Annotated in this window: 19 protein-coding genes; 18 read left to right on the top strand and 1 reads right to left on the bottom strand. The window is 67.3% G+C overall.

All coding sequences use genetic code 11. The features are described from left to right. Positions 1-247: 247 nt before the first annotated feature. From J3A66_RS06510 to alaS, 17 genes are all read left to right on the top strand, one after another. Entirely contained in the window at positions 248-568 is a 321-nt protein-coding gene (locus J3A66_RS06510) for an AtpZ/AtpI family protein (protein WP_031394298.1), read from the top strand. A 70-nt stretch (positions 569-638) separates the two neighbouring features. After that, positions 639-1,397: a F0F1 ATP synthase subunit A gene (locus J3A66_RS06505; protein WP_031394299.1), complete on the top strand. Its 759-nt coding sequence runs from the start codon at positions 639-641 to the stop codon at positions 1,395-1,397. A gap of 43 nt (positions 1,398-1,440) precedes the next feature. Further along, positions 1,441-1,668, top strand: coding sequence for a F0F1 ATP synthase subunit C (locus tag J3A66_RS06500; RefSeq protein ID WP_031394300.1), 228 nt, complete (start codon positions 1,441-1,443; stop codon positions 1,666-1,668). Positions 1,669-1,723: 55 nt separating this feature from the next. Beyond that, complete coding sequence (locus tag J3A66_RS06495; RefSeq protein WP_037529994.1) at positions 1,724-2,218, top strand: ATPase; 495 nt, start codon at positions 1,724-1,726, stop codon at positions 2,216-2,218. A gap of 52 nt (positions 2,219-2,270) precedes the next feature. After that, complete coding sequence (locus J3A66_RS06490; RefSeq protein WP_192003123.1) at positions 2,271-2,843, top strand: hypothetical protein; 573 nt, start codon at positions 2,271-2,273, stop codon at positions 2,841-2,843. 182 nt (positions 2,844-3,025) lie between these two features. Next, entirely contained in the window at positions 3,026-3,346 is a 321-nt protein-coding gene (locus J3A66_RS06485; protein WP_056405346.1) for an SMR family transporter, read from the top strand. Between the two features lie 323 nt (positions 3,347-3,669). Continuing rightward, positions 3,670-5,595, top strand: a complete 1,926-nt coding sequence (gene uvrC / locus J3A66_RS06480) for an excinuclease ABC subunit UvrC (protein WP_209567834.1) — start codon at positions 3,670-3,672, stop codon at positions 5,593-5,595. Positions 5,596-5,711: 116 nt separating this feature from the next. Then, positions 5,712-6,665 (top strand): polysaccharide deacetylase, encoded by a 954-nt coding sequence (locus J3A66_RS06475; protein WP_209567832.1) that lies wholly within the window; start codon positions 5,712-5,714, stop codon positions 6,663-6,665. Next, positions 6,665-7,567: a GNAT family N-acetyltransferase gene (locus tag J3A66_RS06470; RefSeq protein WP_209567830.1), complete on the top strand. Its 903-nt coding sequence runs from the start codon at positions 6,665-6,667 to the stop codon at positions 7,565-7,567. Before J3A66_RS06475 ends, J3A66_RS06470 begins: the two co-directional genes overlap by 1 nt. A gap of 79 nt (positions 7,568-7,646) precedes the next feature. After that, positions 7,647-8,378: a DNA repair protein RecO gene (gene recO, locus J3A66_RS06465; protein ID WP_107932224.1), complete on the top strand. Its 732-nt coding sequence runs from the start codon at positions 7,647-7,649 to the stop codon at positions 8,376-8,378. 40 nt (positions 8,379-8,418) lie between these two features. Continuing rightward, the gene (leuB, locus tag J3A66_RS06460; RefSeq protein WP_209567828.1) at positions 8,419-9,465 is read left to right on the top strand and encodes a 3-isopropylmalate dehydrogenase; all 1,047 of its coding nucleotides are present in this window, start codon (positions 8,419-8,421) and stop codon (positions 9,463-9,465) included. Beyond that, entirely contained in the window at positions 9,462-10,595 is a 1,134-nt protein-coding gene (locus tag J3A66_RS06455) for a glycosyltransferase family 2 protein (RefSeq protein WP_348634005.1), read from the top strand. Before leuB ends, J3A66_RS06455 begins: the two co-directional genes overlap by 4 nt. Positions 10,596-10,652: 57 nt before the next feature. Then, positions 10,653-11,858: an aminotransferase class I/II-fold pyridoxal phosphate-dependent enzyme gene (locus J3A66_RS06450; protein ID WP_107932226.1), complete on the top strand. Its 1,206-nt coding sequence runs from the start codon at positions 10,653-10,655 to the stop codon at positions 11,856-11,858. Then, positions 11,855-12,253: a Co2+/Mg2+ efflux protein ApaG gene (gene apaG, locus J3A66_RS06445; RefSeq protein WP_031393907.1), complete on the top strand. Its 399-nt coding sequence runs from the start codon at positions 11,855-11,857 to the stop codon at positions 12,251-12,253. Before J3A66_RS06450 ends, apaG begins: the two co-directional genes overlap by 4 nt. Beyond that, positions 12,250-13,056 carry a LysR family transcriptional regulator gene (locus J3A66_RS06440; RefSeq protein ID WP_056405355.1) on the top strand — a complete coding sequence of 269 codons (807 nt, stop codon included), beginning with the start codon at positions 12,250-12,252 and terminating at the stop codon, positions 13,054-13,056. The genes apaG and J3A66_RS06440 overlap by 4 nt, the downstream gene beginning before the upstream one ends. Then, complete coding sequence (locus tag J3A66_RS06435) at positions 13,053-13,616, top strand: GNAT family protein (protein WP_245336718.1); 564 nt, start codon at positions 13,053-13,055, stop codon at positions 13,614-13,616. Before J3A66_RS06440 ends, J3A66_RS06435 begins: the two co-directional genes overlap by 4 nt. Before the next feature lie 44 nt (positions 13,617-13,660). Continuing rightward, positions 13,661-16,303: an alanine--tRNA ligase gene (gene alaS / locus J3A66_RS06430; protein WP_209567826.1), complete on the top strand. Its 2,643-nt coding sequence runs from the start codon at positions 13,661-13,663 to the stop codon at positions 16,301-16,303. Positions 16,304-16,569: 266 nt separating this feature from the next. Here the strand turns inward: alaS and J3A66_RS06425 are convergent, their stop codons facing one another. Next, the gene (locus tag J3A66_RS06425) at positions 16,570-18,213 is read right to left on the bottom strand and encodes a thiamine pyrophosphate-binding protein (RefSeq protein WP_209567824.1); all 1,644 of its coding nucleotides are present in this window, start codon (positions 18,211-18,213) and stop codon (positions 16,570-16,572) included. A 116-nt stretch (positions 18,214-18,329) separates the two neighbouring features. Here J3A66_RS06425 and J3A66_RS06420 point away from each other — a divergent pair, with 116 nt between their 5' ends. Continuing rightward, positions 18,330-19,040, top strand: coding sequence for a CoA transferase subunit A (locus J3A66_RS06420; protein ID WP_209567822.1), 711 nt, complete (start codon positions 18,330-18,332; stop codon positions 19,038-19,040). The last annotated feature ends 23 nt before the right edge of the window (positions 19,041-19,063 follow it).

The raw sequence follows: 19,063 nt of genomic DNA, 5'->3' as shown, positions 1-19,063 counted from the left end.
CCCTCCGTCATCCTGGGCTCGGCCCAGGATCCAGAGCCACGCATAATCCGTCGGCGGCCTGGATCCTGGCTTTTGTCAGGATGACGGATGGGAGAGGGCGTAACGCGCCGCGCAGTCACCACATTGATGACGATACTGTCACACCGGTTGACTTGGCCCCCCCCCTTTTCTAAACGGACCGCGCCTTGGCGGGATCGCTCGTCGCTGCGTATATCTCCCCGGTGTCGTATCAGGTGGAGAGCATGTCGTGGCGGAGATCGAACCCGGACAGGACCCCTACGGTGTTGAAGATCCGCGACTTTCCGCGCTCGATGAGCGATTGAGGGAGGTCAAGGCTCGGGAGACGCTGAAAAAGGGGCAGGGAGGGCCGGATGCCGAGCGGGGTTACTCGCAGGGCAATCGGGTCATCTCCGCCCTGATCGGGAGTCTCGTCGGCAGTGCGCTGATCGGATGGTTGATTGACCATTGGGTCGGCACTGGGCCTTGGGGTCTGATCGTGTTGCTGTTCCTCGGAATCGCGGTCGCGTTCAGGCAAATCATTCGAATTTCAGGCGAACGCCCGGAGTAGCCGGGCGTTTGTCGTTTCAAGACGGCAGGGATTCCACGTGGCGGCAGAACAGGGCGGCAAGATCGATCCGATGCACCAGTTCCTGATCGAGCCGGCGTTCGGCTCGCACTGGATCGTAGGTGGTTACGACCTGTCCTTCACCAATTCCGCGATGTGGATGGTGGTGACGCTGGTCGCACTTTGGGCCTTCATGATCGGCGGGATGAAGCGCGAGCTCGTCCCCGGTCGCTGGCAGGCCGCGGTCGAGGGCTTTACGGGCTTCATCTCGGGCATGCTCGAGCAGAATGTCGGGCCGGGCGGCAAGCGCTTCATCCCTTACGTCTTCTCGCTGTTCATGTTCATCCTGTTCGCGAACATCATCGGCCTGATGCCGTTCGGTATCGTGCCGGGTGTTCATCCGTTCACCGTGACCAGCCACATGACCGTCACCGGCGTGCTGGCGCTGATCAGCTTTGCGATCGTCCTGATCGTCGGCTTCGGCAAGCACGGCTTCCACTTCTTCTCGCTGTTCGTGCCGAGCGGCACGCCGGCGCTGATGATCCCGCTGATCTTCGTCGTCGAGCTGATGTCGTTCCTGGTGCGTCCGTTCTCGCTGGGTCTGCGACTGTTCGTGGCGATGACCGCGGGGCATATCCTGCTCAAGGTGCTCGCGGCGTTCGTGATCAACGGCATCAACCTGGGCGGCGTCTATATCGGTCTGGTGACCGCGCCGAGCATGCTGCTGATGATCGGCATCACGCTGCTCGAGCTGCTGGTCGCCGCGATCCAGGCCTATGTGTTCGCGCTGCTGACGTCGGTTTATCTGAACGACGCGGTCAACCTTCACTAAGTTTTCTTTCGAACCACTACTGATTTTCCAAGGGAGTTTTAACATGGACGTCAACGCAGCAAAGATGATCGGTGCCGGCCTCGCAGCGATCGGCATGGGCCTCGCCGCACTCGGCGTGGGTAACGTCTTCGCTCAGTTCCTCGCTGGCGCGCTGCGCAACCCGGGCGCTGCAGACAGCCAGCAGGGCCGTCTGTTCATCGGCTTCGCAGCTGCCGAGCTTCTCGGTCTGCTCGCATTCGTCACGATGATCATCCTGGTGTTCGTCGCCTAACATGCGCTGATCTGGCCGGGCGATATCCCGTCCGGCCGTATCACGAAGGACTGCCATGCCCCAGATTGCCCAGATAGCCGCCACCTACGCTTCACAGATCTTCTGGCTGCTCCTCACCTTCGGGATCCTGTATTTCGGGATCGGCAAGGGGATGGTGCCTAAGATCGTGTCGACCGTGGACGCGCGTGAAGGCCGAATCGCGGGCGATCTGGCAGCGGCAGTCGCTGCACGGGCGCAGGCCGATACGGTCCAGGCGACCTGGCAGGCCGAAATGGATGCGGCCCGCGTCGCGGCACAGGCCGAGACCGCGGCCGCGGCCAAGCGGGCGGCAATGGCTTTCGAGCAGCAGGTTCATGCGGCCGATGCCGAAATCGCCGAGCGTCTGGGTCATCACGATCTCGCCGTGGCGAATGCGAAGGCGCAGGCCCTCGCCAATCTTCAGAATGTCGCAGCCGAAGCGGCACAGCAACTGGCCGACAAGGTTGCCGGACTTCAGGTGAGCCTGGACTCGGCGAGCGATGCGGTACGCAGGACGATGGCTCATGGCTAATACCCCCGCCGCCAACCCGGACGCACCGGCCAAGGTGATCTCGGCCGAGGGCATGGCGCCCGAAGGCTCGATCGACAATCAGGGGTTGCAGGGTCACACCGTCGCGCCCGGTACCGTCGAGCATGTCGTCGACCCGACCGCGCTCGGCGTCAACTCGACCGGCTGGGTCGCGATCGCGATGATCATCGTCCTGGCGCTGATGGTGTGGAAGAAGGTCCCCGGCATGATCGGGCGGTCGCTCGACGCCAAGATCGCCGGGATCCGCACGCAGCTCGACGAGGCCAAGGCGCTGCGCGCCGAAGCCGAGGCGATCCGTGCGGAGTATGAGGCCAAGGCCAAGACCGCGCATCTCGAAGCCGAAGCGATGAAGGCGCATGCGCATACCGAAGCCGCGGCGATCATCGCCAAGGCCAAGGCGGGTGCCGAGGATTTGATGACGCGTCGCGCCAAAATGGCGGAGGACAAGATTGCCGCCGCCGAGCGCGCCGCGATCGCCGAGGTCCGTGCGCGGGCCGCCGACGCCGCTGCCAAGGCAGCCGGTATTTTGATCGCCGAGCATCACGATGCCGCCGCCGACCGCGCGATGGTCGATCGGTCGATCTCGGGGCTTGGCCGCCTGAACTAATCGTCTGCTCCCCCGCGAAAGCGGGGGGCAGGTTCTCACGACACAGCGCCGGCAACCCTGGACCCCCGCTTCCGCGGGGAACGGTCGTTCGCTCGGCGCCTTTTTCGTTTTTTACAGGCGGCCGTCTCTTCCCGGGTTTCCGGCGGCTGCGTCTCCAATCTGAGCCCGTTGGAGATACTCTTATGTCCTGGCTCATCCTCGGCGTTGCCGTGATCACCGAAATCACCTGGGCGCTCAGCCTCAAATGGGCGGCGACCGTTGCCACGTGGCAGGCGTCTTCGGTTCCGATCGTGCTGAGCTTCGTCAACATGGGCCTGCTCGCGCTCGCGATGCGCGGCCTGCCTGCTGGCACTGCCTATGCAATCTGGACCGGCGCTGGGGCGATCGGCGTGATCATCGGTGGCGTGATCCTGTTCGGCGACAAGGTCAGCGGCGTGCAGGCATGCTTCATGGCGCTGACCGTTGTTGGCATCGTCGGCACCAAGGTGTTTGCGCAGGCCTGATCGTTTGCCTTAGCTCGTACGGCATGAAGAAGATTGTTCACGCGAAGGCGCGAAGGCGGGAAGGCGCGAAGAGAATGAAGATTGGTTCGCGCAGAGGCGCAGAGAGCGCGGAGGCGTGGCGGTTGGGATGGATCGTCCGACTGCCACACGGGCCATGAGCCTCCGGCGGTTCGAGGACAGATGCCAACCCTAATCGCTTCTTCTCTCTGCGTCCTCTGCGCCTCTGCGCGAAAATTCTCTACTCTTCGCGCCGTCGCGCCTTCGCGTGAAGATCAATGTCCTCGGCTGGCATAACCCCCTCCGACTCCCTAGATTCCCCAGCGATGTCCTCCCCCAATTCCCCCGACCGTTTCAACGAAGACAAATCCACCTTCGCCGTCCGCGGCGGCGGCGAGGCGCCCGATCTTGCGGCGGGCGTCGCGGCGATCCGTAACGTGCTCGACACGCTGCCGATCCGCCCCGGCGTCTACCGGATGCAGGATGCGCGCGGCGACGTGCTCTATGTCGGCAAGGCGCGGGCACTCAGGAACCGTGTCGCCAACTATGTCCAGGTCGAACGGCTGACGAAACGCCTCCAGCGGATGGTGTCGCAGACCCGGTCGATGACGATCGTCACGACCAACAACGAGGCCGAGGCGCTGCTGCTCGAATCGCAGCTCATCAAGCGGTACCGGCCCGCGTACAACGTGCTGCTGCGCGACGATAAGAGCTTCCCTTTCATCCTGCTGCGCGACGACCATGAGTTCCCGCGCGTCCAGAAACACCGCGGCGCCCGGCGCGCGAAGGGCAATTACTACGGCCCGTTTGCCAGCGCCGGATCGGTCAACAACACGCTCAACGCGCTCCAGAAGCTGTTCCTGTTGCGCAGCTGCACCGACAGCTTCTTCAAGACGCGCGACCGGCCGTGCCTGCTCTACCAGATCAAGCGCTGCTCCGCGCCGTGCGTCGGCCGGATCGACGAGGGTGCGTACAAGGAGCTGGTCGAGGACGCGAAGAGCTTCCTCGCGGGCAAGTCGACCGGCGTGCAGGCCAAGCTCGGCGCGCAGATGCAGGCTGCGGCCGAAAACATGGACTTCGAACTCGCCGCGCTGCTTCGCGACCGGTTGAAGGCGCTGACCTTCATCCAGGGCACGCAGGCGATCAACGCGGAAGGGGTGGGCGACGCCGACATCTTCGCGATGGCGTGCAAGGACGGGCTGATCGGCATCCAGGCCTTCTTCATCCGCGGCGGCCAGAATTGGGGGCATCGCAGCTTCTTCCCGCAGCACACCAACGACGTGCCCGAAGACGAGGTGCTGACCAGCTTCCTCGGCCAGTTCTACGAGGACGTGCCGCCCGCGCGGCAGATCCTGCTCGACCGCGAGCTGCCCGAAGGCGCGCTGCTGGTCGAGGCGCTGGGCGAGCGCGCGGGCTACAAGGTTGCGGTGCAGGTGCCGCAGCGCGGCGATCGCCGTCGCCTGATGGATCAGGCCAAGCGCAACGCGATCGAGGCGATCGAGCGACGTCAGGCCGAGTCGACGACTCAGGCCAAGCTGCTGCGTGAGGTTGCCGACCTGTTCGACCTGGCCGAGCCGCCGCAGCGGATCGAGATCTACGACAACAGCCATATCCAGGGCACTGCCGCGACCGGCGCGATGGTGGTCGCCGGCCCCGAGGGCTTCCGCAAGGGCCAGTATCGCAAGTTCAACATCAAGAACAAGGAGACCATCCCGGGCGACGATTTCGGGATGATGCGTGAGGTCTTCACCCGGCGCTTCGCGCGCGCGCAGGCCGAGGATCCCGACCGCGACTCGGGCGAATGGCCCGACCTGGTGTTGATCGACGGCGGCAAGGGGCAGCTGAACACGGTGAAGGCCGCGCTCGAGGAGCTCGGCGTCGAGGACGTGTGCCTCGTCGGGATCGCCAAGGGGCCGCAGCATGGCCGCGACGGGCGCGAGGTATTCCACATGCTCGACGGCCGCGAATTCCAGCTGCCCGTCAACGCGCCGGTGCTGTTCTACCTCCAGCGCTTACGCGACGAGGTTCACCGGTTCGCGATCGGCGTCCACCGCGACAAGCGCAGCAAGGCGATCGGCGCGAGTCCGCTCGACGAGGTCCCCGGCATCGGCCCCGCGCGCAAAAAGGCGTTGCTGATGCATTTCGGCACCGGCCGCGCGGTTCGAAATGCCAGCCTGCAGGATCTGCAGCAGGCGCCGGGCGTGTCCGCAGCGGTCGCACAGCAGGTGTACGACTTTTACCATTCAAGATAATTCAGTTTAATAATGTTGATCAATCTTCGGCTGAGGCCGATAGATTGCGGAGGTCGGGTCACGCCTGTCTCGTAGGCGGAAACCTTATCTTCACCACGGGACACTAGGCCAGTGACGTGACCACGGCAGTCTTCCTGACGATCGACACCGAATTCGCGTGGCGGCACCACCGCGCGGGTCTTGGCAGTGATGCGATCTATCACCGGTCAGTCGAGCCTGCGGGCGTCGGTGTCAGCTATCAGCTCGGCAAGCTTGCGCGGTACGGGCTGAAGGCCTGTTTCTTCGTCGACCCGATGCCCGCGCTGACCTTCGGAATCGAGCCGGTACGGCGGATGGTCTCGACGATCCTCGATGCCGGGCAGGAGGTTCAGCTGCATCTCCATCCCGCCTGGACCGCCGCGATCGCCCGGGATTGTGGCGCGAATCACGCGAAGTTCGACCTGTCCGACTATCCGCTGGTCGAACAATACGCGCTGATCCTGCAAGCCACCGAACTGCTGATCGACGCGGGTGCGCCCGACCCGATCGCGTTTCGCGCCGGCAGCTATGCCGCGAACGACGATACGCTGGCCGCGCTCGCTGCGCTCGGTTTCGCCTATGACAGCAGCCATAACGGTGCGGCTGCGTGCGATGCGAGCAGGATCTCGCTGTCGCCGCGTCAGATCGCGCCGGTCGCCGTGCAGGGCCTGATCGAGATCCCGGTTACCGTCATCGAGGATCGGCCGGGTCAGTTGCGGACGCTGCAGCTCTGCGCCCTGTCCGCGAACGAAAGCCGCGATGCGCTCGAGCACGCCGCGGCCCGGGGGCATGTCGCCGCGACGATCGTCAGCCATGGTTTCGAGCTGGCGAATCGGCAGGGCACGCGGGCGAACGCCGTCCATGTCCGCCGGTTCGAGGCGCTGTGCGCGACGCTGGCGGAGCTGCGCACGGATTTGCCGACCCGGCATTTCCGCGATCGCCCGCCACTGGCCCTTGGCCGGCACGACCGGCCGCTGGCGCGCGATCCGATCCGGCGGGGCCTGCGCCAAGCCGAGCAGCTCTGGTCGAACTGGGTCGAAGAACGCGCCTGATGACCGCGGTCAGCGTCCGCCTGAAGTTCCAGCTCGGCGCGCGCACGCTCGCGACGATCCCGCGCCGGCTGGTGCGCGTCGCGCTGTCGCTGGATGACGTGCTGGCGGGCGAAACGCCGATGCTGCCCGCGCTGCCGGCTCAGGCCGACGGCTATGTGGTCACCTCGTTGCCCGCGGACCGGGTGGACTCGCTGAACACGCATGGCCTGCTGACCGCCGTCCGCCAGCGTTATGTCCGGTATCACGCCGACCTGCGGATCGGTGAGGCGGCATGGCTTGCGACGCTGTCGGGAAGCGCGCGGTCGGGGCTGAAGCGCAAGACGAAGCGGCTGGCGGCGTTGTCGGGCGGCACGCTCGACATCCGCGGCTATCGAACCCCCGCCGAGATCGCGGTGTTTTACCCGCTGGCGCGGGCGGTGTCGGCGACGACCTATCAGGAGCGGCTGCTGGGATCGGGGCTCCCCGACGGTGAAGCGGCGCTGCAGGGTTTCGAGGCGCTCGCCGCAGCGGACCGGGTGCGGGCCTGGCTGCTGTTCGTCGAGGGCCGGCCGATCGCCTATCTCTGCTGTACCGCGCAGGGCGGGACGCTGCGCTATGACCATGTCGGGCATGACCCCGCCGATAACGCGCTGTCGCCGGGCGCGGTACTGCAGGTCGAGGCGATGCGGCAGCTGTTCGACGACCGCTTCGCCTGGTTCGATTTCACCGAGGGGGAGGGGCAGCACAAGCGGCAGTTCGCGACGGCGGGGACGCCCTGCGTCGATCTGCTGTTGTTGCGGCCGACGCTGGCAAACCGCGCGACGGTGGCCGCGCTGGGGGCGTTCGATGGCGCGGCGGGCTGGGCGAAGCGGGCGCTGTCGCATCCGCGACTCGCGCGCGTGATGCGCGGGATCCGGCGCTGAGCGCGCCTGGCCGGCGGATCTGGAACAAGCGGAATTTTCGAGGCTCCCGTTCGTCACGACGCACGCGTAAGAACGGGCGATGCACCTTCGCGCATCCGCCATCGTCGTCGCCGTTCGCCAGCATGGCGAGCATGGCGCGATCGTGCGGGCGTTGACGCGGGAGGACGGCGTGCAGCCGGGCTATGTGCGCGGCGGGCGGTCGCGGGCGATGCGGCCGGTGCTGCTCGCGGCGAACGTGATCCAGGGCGAATGGCGCGCGCGGACCGGTGACCAGCTCGCCGCGCTGACCGCCGAGCTGATCCACAGCCGCGCGACGTTGCACGGCGAGCCGCTCGCGGCAGGCGCGCTCGAATGGGCGACGGCGCTCGCCGCCGTCGCGCTGCCGGAGGCGCAGCCCTATCCGCATATCCACGATGCGCTCGACGGCGTCCTCGGCGCGATCGAGGCGGCGCCTTCGGCGCGCGGCTGGGCGGCGGCGTTGGTGCGGTACGAATTGCTGCTGCTCGCGGAACTGGGATTCGGTCTCGATCTCGACCAGTGCGTCGCGAGTGGTGCGGTCGACGACCTCGCATTCGTCAGCCCGCGAAGCGGGGCGGCGGTGTCGCGCGGTGCGGCGCAGGGCTATGAGGCCAAGCTGTTGCCGCTGCCCGCGTTTCTCACCGCTGGTGGCGAGGCGGGGTGGCCGGACATCTTCGACGGGCTGCGGCTGACCGAGCATTTTTTGACGCGCGATGTTCTGGTCGAACGCCGCGCCGAACCGCTCGCAGCGCGGGCTCGCCTCGTCGATCGGCTCAAAAGGGCGGTTGCGTGAGCGCGGCTTGCCCGGCAAGGGCGGCGGCGGAGGAACGCACATGCCCTTGATCGCGATACTTGCCGGCGACGGCATCGGACCCGAAGTGACTGCCGAGGCACGTCGCGTGCTCGACCGGCTCGACCTCGATCTGAGCTTCGACGAGGCGCTGGTCGGTGGTGCGGCGTACAAGGCGGCGGGGCATCCGCTGCCGCCTGAGACGTTGGCGCTCGCGCGGCGCGCGGACGCCGTGCTGTTCGGTGCGGTCGGCGACCCCGATTGCGATCGGCTCGAACGGCATCTGCGACCAGAGCAGGCAATTCTGGGCCTGCGCAAGGAACTGGGGCTGTTCGCCAACCTGCGTCCGGCCAAGCTGTTCGCGGGGCTGGAGGATGCGTCGTCGCTGCGCCCGGAAATCGCACGCACGATCGATATGGTGATCGTCCGCGAGCTGACCGGCGACGTGTATTTCGGTGCCAAGGGCATCCGGACGACGGCGGAAGGTCTGCGAGAAGGCCATGACGAGATGCGTTATGACGAGGCGGAGATTGCCCGGATCGCGCGCGTCGGGTTCGAGACCGCCCGTACCCGCAAGAGCAAGCTGCTGTCGGTCGACAAGGCCAATGTCTTGGAGACGTCGCAGCTGTGGCGCGACGTCGTGATCGAGGTGTCGGCGGACTATCCCGACGTCGCGCTCAGCCACATGTATGTCGACAACGCGGCGATGCAGCTGGTGCGCGATCCCGGCCAGTTCGACGTGGTCGTCACCGGCAATCTGTTCGGCGACATCCTGTCCGACCAGGCATCGATGTGCGCGGGATCGATCGGCATGCTGCCCTCCGCCGCGCTCGATGGCCAGGGCCATGGCCTGTACGAGCCGATCCATGGCAGCGCGCCCGACATTGCCGGGCAGGGCAAGGCGAACCCCTGTGCCGCGATCCTGTCCGCAGCGATGATGCTGCGGCATTCGCTCGACAAGGCCGAGGCGGCCGACCGGATCGAGGCGGCGGTGGCGGCGGCGATCTTGGGCGGCGCGCGGACCCCTGACCTCGGCGGCACGCTGACGACGCGCGCGATGGGCGACGCGGTGATCGCAGCGCTCGGGTGAGTCCGGTCGAGCTGGACCCAGTGCAGGGCGCGGGGCAGGCCACGCTCGAGATCGCAGTCGTCATCCCGACGTTCAACGAGAAGGCGAACGTCGCCGCGTTGATCGCCAAGCTCGACCAGGCACTGGCGGGGCGGCGCTGGGAAGCGATCTTCGTCGACGACGACAGCCCGGACGGCACTGCGGAGGCGGCGCGCGTGCTCGGGCGCAGTGACATGCGCGTCCGCGTGATCCAGCGGATCGGCCGGCGCGGGCTGTCCTCGGCCTGTATCGAGGGGCTGTGCGCGACCGCCGCGCCCGTCGTCGCGGTGATCGACGGCGATCTGCAGCATGACGAGACGCTGTTGCCGAAAATGCTCGACCTCCTTCAGGCGGGCGATCACGACGTCGTGATCGGATCGCGCTTCGTCAGCGGCGGCGGGACCGGCGACTGGGATCGCGACCGCGTCGCCAAGTCCGCGCTCGCCACGCGGCTGTCGCGGCGCGTGCTCAAGGCGGATCTTAGCGATCCGATGAGCGGCTTCTTCGCGATCCGTACCGACGTCGCGCGCGCGCTCGCGCCCAGACTCTCGGCGATCGGGTTCAAGATCCTGCTCGACCTGCTGACCGCCGCGCCCGAGCCGCTGCGGTTCGCCGAGCTGCCCTATACCTTCCGCTGCCGGACCGAGGGGGAGAGCAAGCTCGATCACGTCGTCGCGCTGGAATATCTGATCGCGCTGTACGACCGGATGTTCGGGCGGTTCGTGCCCGTGCGGTTCGCGATGTTCTCGGCGATCGGCGTGCTCGGCATCGGCGTGCACATGGCGGTGCTCAGCGCTCTGTTCCTCGGGATCGGGACGTCGTTCCTGATCGGGCAGATCGGCGCGACGCTCGCCGCGTTGACGATGAACTTCTTCCTCAACAATGCGCTGACCTATCGCGACCGGCGGCTGAAGGGGTGGCGGCAGCTCGCCGATGGCTGGGTATCGTTCGCGCTGATCTGTTCGGTCGGCGCGATCGCCAATGTCGGGATCGCGGCGTTCATGCACGACGTGCGCAACGACGCCTGGGCGGTGTCGGCGATGATCGGCGTGCTGGTCGGCGCCGTGTGGAATTATGCGCTGTCATCCAGGTTTACCTGGGGGCGCTACTAGCGCACGCGACCCTCCGCGGGGGTTGTCATCACCGCCCGCCCCCGGCAAAGCGTCGCCATGAAGCGCAAGACCGGCCAAGATCGTTCGATCACCCAGAACTGGCGTCCGCAGACGCAGGCCATCCGCGGCGGCACCGCCCGCAGCGAATATGGCGAAACGTCGGAGGCCCTCTTCCTCACCTCGGGCTATTGCTACGACAAGGCCGGTGACGCCGCGGCGCGCTTTGCCGGCGAGCAGGACGGGATGACCTATTCCCGGCTCCAGAACCCGACGGTGCAGATGCTCGAGGAGCGGATCGCGCTGCTCGAGGGGGCTGAGGCGTGCCGGTCGATGGCGACGGGCATGGCGGCGATGACCGCGGCGCTGCTGTGCCAGTTGCAGAGCGGCGATCACCTGGTCGGCGGCCGCGCGGCGTTCGGATCGTGCCGCTGGCTGACCGATACGCTGCTGCCCAAGTTCGGGATCGCCACGACGATCGTCGACGCGCGAGACCCGCAGGCGTTTCTCGACGCGGTCCGGCCCGAGACCAAGGTGTTCTTCTTCGAGACGCCCGCCAATCCGACGATGGACATTGTCGACCTGAAGGCGGTGTGCGGCATCGCGCGTGAGCGCGGCATCACGACCGTCGTCGACAATGCGTTCGCGACGCCGGCGTTGCAGCGGCCGATGGAGTTCGGTGCGGACGTCATCGCGTACAGCGCGACCAAGATGATGGACGGGCAGGGCCGCGTGCTCGCCGGCGCGGTGTGCGGGACCGAGGACTTCATCACCAACACGCTGCTGCCCTTCACGCGCAACACCGGGCCGACGCTGTCGCCGTTCAATGCGTGGGTCGTGCTCAAGGGGCTCGAGACGCTCGATCTGCGTATCCGTCGCCAGTCGGAAAATGCGCAGAAGGTCGGCGCGTTTCTGGAAGCGCGCGTGCCGCGCATCCTGCATCCGGGCCTCGCCAGCCATCCGCAGCACGAACTCGCGATGCGTCAGATGGACGCGTGTGGCCCGATCTTCGCGTTCGAGGTCGAAGGGCGCGAACAGGCACATGGCCTGCTCGACGCGCTGGAGCTGGTCGATATCTCGAACAATATCGGCGACTCGCGGTCGCTGATGACGCATCCTGCCTCGACCACGCATGCCAGCGTCTCGCCCGACAAGCAGGCTGAGATGGGCGTGACCGAGGGGCTGTTGCGGCTCAACGTCGGGCTCGAAGACGTGCGCGACGTGATCGACGATCTCGACCGGGCATTGGGCAAGGTCGGGCTGTGAAGGCGCTGTTCCCCAGTGCGGCGACGACGCGCGGGGTGACGGTACGCGTCTCGGTCAGCTATCTGCCCGAACAGTCCGAACCGCAGCGCGGGCGCTGGTTCTGGGCCTATCATATCCGGCTGGAAAATGACGGGCCCGGCGCGGTCCAGCTGCTGACGCGACACTGGATCATCACCGACGGGCATGGCGCGCGCCACACCGTCGAGGGCGAGGGCGTCGTCGGCGAACAGCCGCTGATCGAGCAGGGTGCGAGCTTCGACTATGTCTCGGGCTGTCCGCTCGCGACGCCGACGGGGGCGATGCGCGGATCCTACCGGATGGTCGACGATACCGGTGCGGTGTTCGAGGTGGCGATCCCGCATTTCTCGCTCAGCGCCCCGGCGGTGATTTCGTGAAGCGCACGCACCTGCCGCTGAACGGGCTGCGCGTGCTCGACGCGGCGGCGCGGCATCTGTCGTTCACGCGCGCCGCCGACGAGCTCGCGGTCACCCCCGCCGCGGTCGGGCAGCAGATCCGCGCGCTCGAGGATACGCTGGGTGTCGTGCTGTTCCGGCGCACCACGCGCGGGCTCGAGCTGACGCCCGAGGCCGAGGCGGGGCTCGGGCCCTTGCGCAACGGCTTCCTCCAGTTCGAGGAGGCGGTCCGTGCGATGCAGGCGGGGCAGACGTCCAAGTCGCTGACGATCGCCGCACCGCGCGATCTGACCGAGAAATGGCTGATGCCACGGCTCGCCGAGATTGCTGCGGCGGATCCGGACCTGCGCTTCGTCCTGATCACCGCGGACGAGACGGTCGACTTCACCGAGGCCAATCTCGACCTCGCGATCCGCTGGGGCGATGGCCCGGGCGAGAATGAGGGCGAGGCACTCGAATCCGAAGGGCTCGTCACGATCGCGGCGACCGGCAGCGCGTCCGAGGCGATCATCGCTTGGCCGGGCGCACCCGCGCTGGACCCGGCGGCGGGAGATGCCACGGCACTGGTCCGCGTCGGTGATGCAGGGCTTGCGATCGATGCGGCGGCGGCCGGACTCGGGCGGGCGACCGTGCCCGAACTGCTGGCACGACGAGTGCTCGATGCGGGGCTGGTCCGGATCATCGGCGACGCGCAGCCGTCGCGCGGCGGCTATTGGCTCGTCGCGCCGCTGCCGCAGTGGCGTCAGAAGAAAGTGCGCGCGCTCGTCGATGCGCTGATCGCTTGAGGCGTCGCGCGCTGCCCCATCCGGTGCTGGTGACGCCGCGGCTCCGGCTGCGTCGGCTCGTCCAGGCGGACGCGGTCGCGTTGCACCCCACGCTCGCCGACGCGGACCTGATGACCTATTCCGCGGATGGTCCGCTGACGTCGATCGAGGCGACGCGGCTCTATCTGGTCGAGGATGCCGCCGACGTGAACTGGCGCGCCTGGGCGATCACGCGGCATGGCGACGACCGGGCGATCGGCTGGGTGTCGGGCGGGCGGATGCGCGGGCAGGGGGTGACCGAGATCGGCTTCATCCTCGCGCGCGCGCATTGGGGCCGCGGTCTGGCGAGCGAGGCGGTGTCGGCGGTGCTGGACCAGCTGTTCGCTGAGGGGCAGCACCGCGTGTTTGCCGATGCCGACAGCGAGAACCGCGCGTCGATCCTGCTGCTCGAACGGCTGGGGTTCCGGCGCGAACGGCTGCTGCGCGGCGAATGGGAGACGCATATGGGGCTGCGCGACAGCCTGATCTACGGGCTTCACGGCGATGACTGGCTGGCGGCGGCCCTGCCACAATCCGCGTAACGCGGTCACTTGAGCGAACCCGGTTGCTCGCCTAAGTCGGCGGCATGACATCGACGAACGACATCCGCCGCGGCTTCCTCGACTATTTCGGTTCGCAGGGGCACCAGATCGTGCCCTCTGCGCCGCTCGTCCCGCAGAACGACCCGACGCTGATGTTCGTCAATGCCGGAATGGTGCCGTTCAAGAACGTCTTCACCGGCCTCGAATCGCGCCCCTACACGACCGCCACCTCGTCGCAGAAGTGCGTCCGCGCGGGCGGCAAGCACAATGATCTCGACAATGTCGGCTATACCGCGCGGCATCACACCTTCTTCGAAATGCTCGGCAATTTCTCGTTCGGCGATTATTTCAAGGAACAGGCGATCACGCATGCGTGGACGCTGCTGACGAAGGACTGGGGGCTGTCGCCGGACAAGCTGACCGCGACCGTCTATCACACCGACGACGAGGCGTTCGACCTCTGGAAGAAGATCGCGGGCCTCCCTGAGCACCGCATCATCCGTATCCCGACCAAGGACAATTTCTGGTCGATGGGCGACAACGGGCCGTGCGGGCCATGCTCGGAGATCTTCTACGATCACGGCGATCACATCCCCGGTGGCCCTCCCGGCAGCCCCGACGAGGACGGCGATCGCTTCGTCGAGATCTGGAACCTCGTGTTCATGCAATATGAGCAGGAAAATGCCGAGATCGTCGGCAATCTGCCCAAGCCCTCGATCGACACAGGCATGGGGCTCGAGCGGATCGCCGCGGTCATGCAGGGCGTCACCGACAATTACGACACCGACACGTTCAAGGCGCTGATCGCAGCCTCCGGCGCGCTGACGCATACCGTGACCGACGGCGCGAACACAGCCAGCCACCGCGTGATCGCCGATCACCTGCGTACCGCGGGCTTCCTGGTCGCGGACGGCGTGCTGCCCGCGAACGAAGGCCGTGGCTATGTCCTGCGCCGGATCATGCGCCGCGCGATGCGCCACGCGCATATCCTGGGCGCGAAGGAGCCGTTGATGCACCGGCTGGTGCCGTCGCTCGTCACCGAGATGGGCGCGGCCTATCCCGAGCTGTTCCGTGCGCAGCCGCTGATCGAGGCGACGCTGCAGCAGGAGGAGACGCGGTTCCGCCAGACGCTCGACAAGGGGCTGAAGCTGCTCGACGAGGCGACCGCGGACATGACCGAGGGGACGCTCGCGGGTGACGTCGCGTTCAAGCTCTACGACACCTATGGCTTCCCCTACGACCTGACCGAGGACGCGCTGCGCGAACGCGGGCTCGCGGTCGACCGCGAAGGCTTCGACACCGCGATGGCCGAGCAGAAGCGCGCGGCGCGGGCCGCGTGGAAGGGCTCGGGCGCAAAGGCCTCGGACGATATCTGGTTCGACATCGTCGAGCAGAGCGGCGGCACCGAGTTCCTTGGCTACGCCTCGGACACCGGCGAAGGTGAGGTCGTCGCTTTGGTCAAGGACGGCGCGCGCGTCGACCATGCGACGACGGGTGATACGGTGTCGATCGTCGTCAACCAGACGCCCTTCTACGGCGAGAGCGGCGGCCAGGTCGGTGATGCCGGGCACATCTCGACCGACACCGGGCTGCGCGCGACCGTCACCGAGACGTCGAAGCAGCTCGGCCGCGTGTTCGTCCATCATGCGATGGTCGAGTCGGGCGGGATCAAGGTCGGCGATACCGTCAAGCTGCAGATCGACGTCGCGCGCCGCGCACAGATCCGTGCCAACCACTCCGCTACGCATCTGTTGCATGAGGCCTTGCGGGAGCGCCTCGGCAAGCATGTCGCGCAGAAGGGGAGCCTAGTCGCGCCCGATCGCCTTCGCTTCGACTTCTCGCAGCCGGTCGCTATGACGCCCGCCGACATCGCGCAGGTCGAGGCCGATGTGAACGCACAGGTCCGCGGCAATGGCGCGGTGACGACGCTGCTAATGACCCCCGACGACGCGATCGCGATGGGCGCAATGGCGCTGTTCGGCGAGAAATATGGCGACGAGGTCCGCGTCGTGTCGATGGGCTCGACCGACGAGGGCACCTATTCGATCGAACTGTGTGGCGGCACGCACGTAACCGCGCTCGGCGATATCGGGTTGTTCAAGGTCGTCGGCGAAGGCGCGGTGTCGAGCGGCGTGCGGCGCGTCGAGGCGCTGACCGGCGAGGCGGCGCGCGCCTATCTGACCGGGCGCGACGATCGCCTGCGCGAGGCGGCGGCGGCGCTGAAATCGACTCCCGACGAGGTGCCCGCGCGCGTCGCGGCGCTGATCGAGGATCGCCGCCGTCTCGAGCGCGAACTCGCCGATACGAAGAAGGCGCTGGCGCTCGGCGGCGGCAGCGGCGGTGAGGCTGCGGGCCCCGAAGAGGTCGGCGGCGTGGCGTTCATCGGGCAGGTGCTTAGCGACTTCGAGGCGAAGGGCCTGCGCGGCGCGGTCGACGAGGCCAAGCAGCGGCTGGGGTCGGGGATCGCGATGCTCGTCGCGATCAACGACGGCCGCGCCTCGGTCGCAGTCGGCGTGACCGCGGATCTGGTCGCGAGCCACAATGCGGTCGACCTGCTGAAGATCGCGGTCACCGCGCTTGGCGGGCAGGGTGGCGGTGGCCGTCCCGACATGGCTCAGGGTGGTGGGCCTGATGGCGACAAGGCGGCGGATGCTGTGGCGGCGGTGCGGGCGAAGCTGGCGGGCTGAGGGGCTGCTGCTCCGTGTCGTTCCCCCGCGGACGCGGGGGCCCAGCTAAGTTCCGGTAGCGCCCGCTACTCTGGGCCCCCGCCTTCGCGGGGGAACTATGAGAAGGGTCGGCCCCGATAACCACCACCCCGGCGAAGGCGGGGGCCCAGGTGGGAAGGCCGAGGTAACAGAGGACCGTCCGTAGTTACTGCTGTCCCCCAACTGAGCCCCGGCCTTCGCCGGGGTGGGGGATGAGGTGTGCCGGTGGCGTCGTCACCCAATAAGGATCACGCCGCCCCGCGCACCGCCGCCAGCGTCGTCCCGGCGGTAATCGCCTCGATATCCGTGACCAGATGTAGCAGCCGCACGCCGCCGCGTGACATCGCCCGGTCGAGCGCCGCGGCGAAATCCTCGGTCTTGGTGACCGTTTCCGCCCAGCACCCATAGGCCCGGCCCAGCGCGGCGAAGTCAGGATTGCGCAGCGCGGTTCCCGACACCCGCCCCGGATATTCGCGCTCCTGATGCATCCGGATCGTGCCGTAGCCGCCATTGTCGACGACCAGCACCAGCATGTCCGCCCGCTGCGCGACCGCGGTCGCCAGCTCCTGCCCGTTCATCAGGAAGCAGCCGTCACCCGCCAGCGCGACCACCGTCCGCTCGGGATGCCGCAGCGACGCGGCGACCGCGGCGGGTACGCCGTAACCCATCGCTCCGGCGGTCGGAGCAAGCTGCGTGCCCGGCCCGGCATAGGCCCAGTAGCGATGCCACCAGCCCGAATAATTCCCCGCGCCGTTGCAGAGGATCGCATCCGCGGGCAGCCGCTCGCGCATCGCCGCGACGCACGGCCCCAGGTCCATGACCAGATCGCGCGGCGCGGGCGTCGACCAGGCGCGCCACTCAGCATGCGCCTCCTGACCCGCGGTCCGCGGCGGTAGGTCGACCGCGAGCAGCGCCTCTGCGAATTCGGCCATTCCCGCGCACACCGCGACGTCGGCGTGATAGGTGCGGTTCAACTCATTGGGATTGGGGTGGACGTGGACGATGCGCTGCCCCGGATGATCGGGCGTCACCAGCGCATAGCCATCGGTCGTCGCCTCGCCCAGCCGGGGTCCGACGACGAGCAGCAGGTCGGCTGCCTTCACCCGCTCAACGAGCTTCGGATTGGGGCCATAGCCCAGATTGCCCGCCCAGACCGGGCAGGCGTTCGGAATCGCATCCTGCCGCCGGAACGCCGCGGCGACGGGAATGCCGTTGCGATCCGCCCAGGTCGAGAACGCCCCCGACGCAGCCGCATCCCAGCCCGCGCCGCCGACGATCGCCACCGGCCGTTCGGCGGTCGTCAGCAGATCCGCGAGCAGGTCCATCATGTCCGCGTCGCACGCCTGTGCGACGCGCTCGACCCGCGGGCGGTCGACCGCCTCGACCACGTCCAGCAGCATGTCTTCGGGTAGTGCGAGCACCACCGGCCCCGGTCGTCCCGACATCGCGGTCGCATAGGCGCGCGCGACATACTCCGGGATCCGCCGGGCATCGTCGATCCGCGCCGCCCATTTGGCGATGGGCGCGAACATTGCCTGAAAATCAATCTCCTGGAACGCCTCGCGGTCACGCGTGCCGCGGTCGATATCGCCGACGAACAGGATCATCGGCTGGGAGTCCTGCATTGCGACATGCACGCCGATCGACGCGTTGGTCGCGCCGGGCCCGCGCGTGACGAAGGCGATGCCGGGGCGGTGCGTCAGCGTGCCGTCCGCGCACGCCATGAACGCCACGCCGCCTTCCTGCCGGCACACCACCGTCTCGATTGCGGCCGTGTCGTGCAGCGCGTCGAGAACCGCGAGGAAGCTTTCGCCGGGTACGGTGAAAATACGGTCGCAGCCTTGTGCGACGAGTTGATCAACGAGAATTTGGCCGCCGGTACGCTGGGTCATGACAATCTCCTGCCGCCACCGTAGCCCGGCAATCGTCACCAAGTCGAGAACGCCCGCCCGACATTGCCGTCCACTGCCCGGCGCATTATGCCGCGGTAAAGACGATAGGAGGATGCATGGCGAACAAGCGCTACACCGACGCGGCGGCGGCACTCGAGGGTGTGCTGTTCGACGGGATGACGATCTGCGCGGGCGGGTTCGGGCTGTGCGGCATCCCCGAGCGGCTGATCGACGCGATCGAGGCGTCGGGCGTCAAGGACCTCACGATCGCGAGCAACAATGCCGGGATCGACGGGCAGGGTCTCGGCAAGCTGCTCCGTTCGCGCCAGGTGAAGAAGATGATCTCGTCCTATGTCGGCGAGAACAAGGAATTCGAGCGGCAATATCTGAGCGGCGAGCTCCAGGTCGAGTTTTGCCCGCAGGGGACGCTTGCCGAGCGTTGCCGCGCGGGCGGCGCGGGCATCCCCGGCTTCTACACCAAGACCGGCGTCGGCACTTTGGTCGCCGAGGGCAAGGAGGTGAAAAGCTTCGACGGGCAGGACTATATCCTCGAACGCGGCATCCGTGCGGACCTGAGCATCATCAAGGGCTGGAAGGCGGACGAGAGCGGCAACCTGATCTTCCGCAAGACCGCTCGCAACTTCAACCAGCCAATGGCGACCGCGGGCAAGATCTGCGTCGCCGAGGTCGAGGACATCGTTCCCGTCGGCAGCCTGGATCCCGATGCGATCCACCTGCCGGGGATCTATGTGAAGCGGATGATCGTCGGTGCGCCCTACGACAAGAAGATCGAATTCTGCACCGTTCGCGAGCGGGTCTCCGCGTGAAACCAAGCCCGATAATGTGCCGC

The organism is Sphingomonas sp. PvP018 (assembly GCF_017876865.1).
Classification (GTDB): domain Bacteria; phylum Pseudomonadota; class Alphaproteobacteria; order Sphingomonadales; family Sphingomonadaceae; genus Sphingomonas; species Sphingomonas aerolata.
This window is presented reverse-complemented; position numbering and strand designations above follow the sequence as displayed.